The sequence below is a fragment of the Plectonema radiosum NIES-515 genome, from assembly GCF_025753815.1.
Classification (GTDB): Bacteria; Cyanobacteriota; Cyanobacteriia; order Cyanobacteriales; family Nostocaceae; genus Hassallia; species Hassallia radiosum_A.
In genome coordinates, this window is sequence record NZ_JAOWRF010000021.1 from 1 (window position 1) to 5,358 (window position 5,358).

General features: G+C 44.3%; 5 protein-coding genes. 4 read left to right on the forward strand and 1 reads right to left on the reverse strand.

Annotated elements, in window-relative coordinates:
- Positions 1–97 precede the first annotated feature (97 nt).
- Both OGM63_RS01665 and OGM63_RS01670 read left to right on the forward strand, forming a co-directional pair.
- On the forward strand, positions 98–1,291 hold the full coding sequence (locus OGM63_RS01665; RefSeq protein WP_263743761.1) for a glycosyltransferase family 4 protein: 1,194 nt from the start codon (positions 98–100) through the stop codon (positions 1,289–1,291).
- A 125-nt stretch (positions 1,292–1,416) separates the two neighbouring features.
- Entirely contained in the window at positions 1,417–1,788 is a 372-nt protein-coding gene (locus tag OGM63_RS01670) for a hypothetical protein (protein ID WP_263743762.1), read from the forward strand.
- Positions 1,789–1,816: 28 nt separating this feature from the next.
- Here OGM63_RS01670 and OGM63_RS01675 read toward each other — a convergent pair whose 3' ends face one another.
- Entirely contained in the window at positions 1,817–2,248 is a 432-nt protein-coding gene (locus tag OGM63_RS01675; RefSeq protein WP_263743763.1) for a hypothetical protein, read from the reverse strand.
- Positions 2,249–2,546: 298 nt separating this feature from the next.
- Between OGM63_RS01675 and OGM63_RS01680 the strand changes: the two genes are divergently transcribed.
- Together OGM63_RS01680 and OGM63_RS01685 are read left to right on the forward strand one after the other, a co-directional pair.
- Positions 2,547–2,897, forward strand: coding sequence for a hypothetical protein (locus OGM63_RS01680; RefSeq protein ID WP_263743764.1), 351 nt, complete (start codon positions 2,547–2,549; stop codon positions 2,895–2,897).
- Between the two features lie 50 nt (positions 2,898–2,947).
- On the forward strand, positions 2,948–5,080 hold the full coding sequence (locus OGM63_RS01685; protein WP_263743765.1) for a pentapeptide repeat-containing protein: 2,133 nt from the start codon (positions 2,948–2,950) through the stop codon (positions 5,078–5,080).
- The last annotated feature ends 278 nt before the right edge of the window (positions 5,081–5,358 follow it).

The window sequence follows — 5,358 nt, forward strand, 5'->3', positions numbered from 1 at the left end:
CCCAGATCAAGGTTGGGGCTTTATTTCCATACATGAGTCCCTTTTCCCCTCAACAAAATTGCCCTAATCCCTAATAATTTATATTTTTTAAATAAAAATGCTAATCAATAAACGGGACGAAACATCACACTTAAGTGATAAATTTGGCAAAAAGACTCAGCATGTTTTCGTATTCTTAGAAATTTTGGAACGCGAAGGTGGAATTCAATCGTATGTAAAGGATATTTTTCGAGCTTATACCAAGTTGAGAGAACCCTCAAAGGCAGAAGTATTTTTACTGCGAGATGGTGCTGAGTGCGAAAATCCTTTTGAATCCGAGCATTTAAAATTCCATTACTTTAAGAATCAGTACCCGAAGTTGGGCAGAGTCAAAATGGCAGCAGCATTACTTAAGTGTCTGCTGCAACAGCGCCCCCAGCAAGTTTTCTGCGGTCATATCAACTTGGCGGTACTGGTACAAACGCTCTGCCAGCCGTTGGGCATTCCCTATACTGTATTAACTTACGGGAAAGAAGTTTGGGAGCCACTTAAAAGTGTAGAACGTCGCGCCCTGGCATCAGCATCTGGGATTTGGACAATCAGTCGCTACAGTCGCGATCGCGCTTGTGTCGCTAATAATATAGACCCGAAAATCGTGCAGATGCTACCTTGCGCCATTGATGGAGATAAATTTACACCAAAAGACAAACAGCCAGAATTAATTGCAAAGTATAACTTAACTGGTGCCAAGGTCTTAATGACTGTAGCCCGATTGTGGTCAGGAGATATTTACAAAGGCGTAGATGTCACAATTCGGGCTTTACCGCAAATAGCCCAGGTTTTTCCGGAAGTAAAATACTTGGTAATTGGACGAGGCGACGATCAACCGCGATTAGCCCAGCTAGCATTAGATTTAGGTGTGAGTTCTCATGTTGTTTTTGCTGGTTTCGTCCCTACTGAACAGCTAATTGAACACTACCGTCTCGCTGATGCCTACATTATGCCCTCCCAAGAAGGCTTTGGCATTGTCTATTTAGAGGCGATGGCTTGTGGAGTGCCGGTGCTATCCGGTGATGATGATGGCTCTGCTGACCCCTTACAAGATGGTAAACTAGGATGGCGAGTACCGCACCGCGATCATGATGCAGTGGCGGCGGCTTGTTTAGAAATTCTCAAAGGTGATGACCAGCGTTGTGATGGCGAATGGTTGCGAGAACAAGCGATCGCTATATTCGGTATGGAAGCCTTCCAACAGCGGTTGCAGCAACTTTCATCTAGAGTCAATAGTCAAGAATCATTAGTCAACAGTTAAGAGTCAAGGATCTATTAATTTTGGATTTTGGACTATTGACTATTAGCTGTTGACCATTGACTCTAGACTATTGACTATGTTGTAAAGTCGCTATCCTAGAAGGAGAGCAGGACAACATTTTAAAAATGAGCCTTAAATCCTTACAGTTAAATCTTTTAAATCTCCGCCCTTGGCTGACTGTAGTAGCAGTTATCTGGTTGCTGGGGTCATTGGGCTTGGGCTGGTTGGTTAATTCGCTGCTAATTATTTTTGGGCTGCTATTCTTAGCACCCCTTTTAGCTTTCTTTGGGTTTCGCTGGTGGCTGCAACGCAACTTGGTTAATGACCAATGTCCCGTCTGTGCTTATCAATTTAGCGGGTTAAATAATACTCCGTTGCAATGTCCTAACTGTGGAGAGCAATTATTGGTGCAACAAGGTCATTTTCGGCGTTTCACACCAGAAGGAACCATTGATGTTACCGCAGTGGAAGTGCCAGCCCAATCGATTGAAGATTAGTCATGCATCGGTTCATTAGAATGAATGACTAGTTCTTTTGTTGCGAAAATGAAAGGCTATAGTTATACTGTCGTTGAGATAGCTCACCGACATATATTGAGTAATTCCCTTTTTGCCAGTAACCAGAAATTTCTGGCTTACTTCCAGAGTAACTATCCGCTAAAACACAGAAGCGCCCTCCCGGACCGTCAATCAACAGTGTCGGCTTTCCAGCGCTTTCAACTGTTAATCGCAAGTAAGGTAGTGGATCTGTAATCTGGATAACTTGATTAGGTGCAGCGGCAATGTTACCGCAATTGCTTTTGTTTTCTCCCCCTGACTTGCCATTGACAATCAGTGGTTCGGGTTGGGAATTGGGTTTGATTACTACAAGTGGTGCGATCGCCAAAGTAACATTGCTGAAAACCAAACTCATCGCCAATAATGCGGGAACAACCGTAAATAGCTTAAGCGTCTTCATCTGCTAATGCCCCCGATTTATATAGCGATATTGATATACATAGCTTGAGTTGGTAGACGCTGGCAATTGATTTTTTGTTTCTAAGTGTGGCGTATAATTTTTTCTTGGCTAAATAAATCACTACATGACTAAAGGTTCAAGAAGAGAAACGTCATTGGGGATAGCGATCGCCTAAAAACCAACAACAAAAAAACATAATTTTTCCCTGAAGAGAAAGGTATTTTATACACAGATGAAGAAAATAACGATCTTCTTAATCTGTGATTTCACAAGTATCCTAGCTAAGGAAAAAAGATTAATGAGTCCTCAAAGAGAAGATGATTTGCAGCAGAGCCTTCAACAACTAGAGGAAGAAATGAATTCCTCATCTCCTAAAGTAGTTGTTGAGCAGCCAAAAGCAAAAAAACAGACATTTCAATTAAATTTTCTGGCCTTGAAGTCGCACTTAGAGAGATTTAAAATCTGGTTCAAAAGCCTTTCGGGAACGGGAAAAATTGTTGTCGGTAGCGTAAGCGTTTTATTCGGTTTGGCGATGCTGCAAGCGGTTTTCAAACTCGTTGCGTCTGTTGTCAGTCTGGCAGTGTTGGCTGGGTTAGTGTATCTTGGATACAAATTTTTTGTGTCCGGCAGCTTTCAACGCAAGCAATAGTATAATCGCGCGGGTAGTGGTGTGGAAATAAACTTAAAAGGAATTATGTAATGGGGATTCCAAGTCTGAGGAGAAGTAATCATCAAACTAGCCGCTCAAAAGAACCGGAAAAATCGAATTTTCTACCCTTAGGAACTAAGCGTATTGCCGCTTGGGTAGCCGAAATTACATTGGTAGTTACCAGCGGGTTGATTCCCTTCGGTATGGGTGTATACGCGAATTCTCGAAGCGATCTAGACCGAGTACCACTCAACCCGGTGCTTGTAGTCACCGAAAGAGCGATCGCTCAACCTTTGGCTCTACCTATAAGTTACGGTACGCGAAATGTAGCATGGCCTACTAACTTTTTGTGGACAGTAGCTTTGTTAGCTCCCCTGACAGTCTCTGGTTGGCAATTATACTTACTAGCTAAAACTGGTCGCACCATTCCCAAACGCTGGTTTGGCGTTCGGGTTGTGAACCACAAAGGCGCACCTCCCGGTTTCGGGGCAGTTTTGCTGCGAGAAGGAATTGGTCGTTGGACTGTGCCCATGTCCATCGCTTATCTGGTATGGAGATACAGCTTATTCTTTCCTCACTTAAGTATTTTTACGGGATTAATTGGTTTGCTCTGGTTGGCTGAAGGGATGGGTTTACCGTCGAAGGAAGGGCGTAGGCGGGCACTACACGATCGCTTGGCGGGTACTTATACTATAGATGCTACTCGCCCCTTTACCCCCCCGGTGTTACCTAGTAATCATCAGCCTAGCTTGACAGAAGATGAGGAACAAGCGATCGCCTTAGAATATGTCGATCAGCCTAACCTCTGGGGACGGATGCGGCGAAACCCCAGTCTGCCTTTGTTTGGGGTGGCACTTATCAGCATGATTGCTGTGTTAGGAACTTTAGTAGGTACTCAAATTTACATCGAAACTCAGGAAAGCAACCGTGAAGCCGATCAAGGTAAAAGACAACAGTTTCTCGCACTCGAAAAACAGTTAACTCCCAACTCCACCGCTGCCGATGAGGAACGCCGAAGTGCAATTTTAGCAATGGGTACTCTGAATAACCCCCAGGCGATGGAATTTTTGGTGAGTCTGTTAGCTAAAGAAACCAATCCCATTTTACTTGATACGATTCAACAAGCGTTGGTAAATATGGGTCCGGAAGCCATCCCCGATTTAAAACGCATGAATCAGTTTCTTGCTGGTGAGATGAATGCTAACAGCAACTCACCCCAAGATCGAGAAATGCGACAAACAAAGTTACATATCAATCAGCGAGCGATTAACAAGATTTTAGCTGTCAACAGCAATCGAATCGACAGCCTCGATCTGAGTCGCACGCAATTGGGACAAAGCGGCACTCTTAATAGTTCCAACTTCAACTTGGTACTAAACAATGTTGATTTATCGGGAATTAATTTCAAATTCGCAAATTTGAATTCTGCTAGTTTTAAAAGTAGTCGTTTCCGGGGTGCAGGTGAAGATGGACGCTGGGATACATACGACGATTCAATTGCTGATTTAAGTGGTGCTCAAATCAAACAAGCCAATCTCACCGATGCTAATCTCAGCCGGGTTTTGATGATCGGTACTGATTTGAGACGTGCTACCCTCAACAGAGCCAATTTATCAAATGCGCGTTTGGTTGGTGCTAAACTTGGCAGCGCTCAGTTAGTGGGAGCCGATCTGCGGGGTGCTGTTTTGGAAAATGCTAGCTTGACTGGGGCAGATTTGGGGGAAGCGAAATTAAACGAAGCCAATTTGTATGCTGCTAGTTTAAGTCGGGTGATTGCCATCGGCACACAATTATCTTTTGCTAACTTAACCAAAACTAATTGGCAAGGATCAGATTTATCGGGAGCTTATTTGGATCGCGCCAATCTAAGCGATGCTAACTTAAGTGCTACTCGCCTGACTGGTGCTATATTGCGATCGGCTCAGATGAATAACGTTAATTTGCGGAATGCCGACTTGAGCCTTGCAGATTTACGGGGAGCAAATTTGACTGGGGCTGATTTTCAGGGAACAATTCTTGCTCCTAGCAAACAAGATCCGGCAGATCAATTTGTGCGATCGCCAGCAATGGGGGCACAATCTGCTGTAGTACAGGGAGTTGATTTTACTCAAGTCAAAAATTTAGATCCTAAGCAACTGGCTTACATTTGTACTCAAGGTGGCATTCATCCTCGTTGCCCTTAGGGGAGATGGGGAGACAAAAAGAGGGGGAGAGGGGGAGATGGGGGGAGGGGGAGAAAGAAGAATTATTCTCCTTGTCCTACTTGTCCCCCTTGTCCCAATACGCTTGGTGTTAACGTATGTAGAGACGTTGCATGTGCAACGTCTCTACAAGGGTTTTGGGTTCACAAATATTCTTAACCTAACCGTATTGCCCCTTGTCCTACTTGTCCCCCTTGTCCTACTTGTCCTCCAAGGAGTCCCCCTTGTCCCCCTTGTCCCCCTTGTCCCCCTTGTCCCCC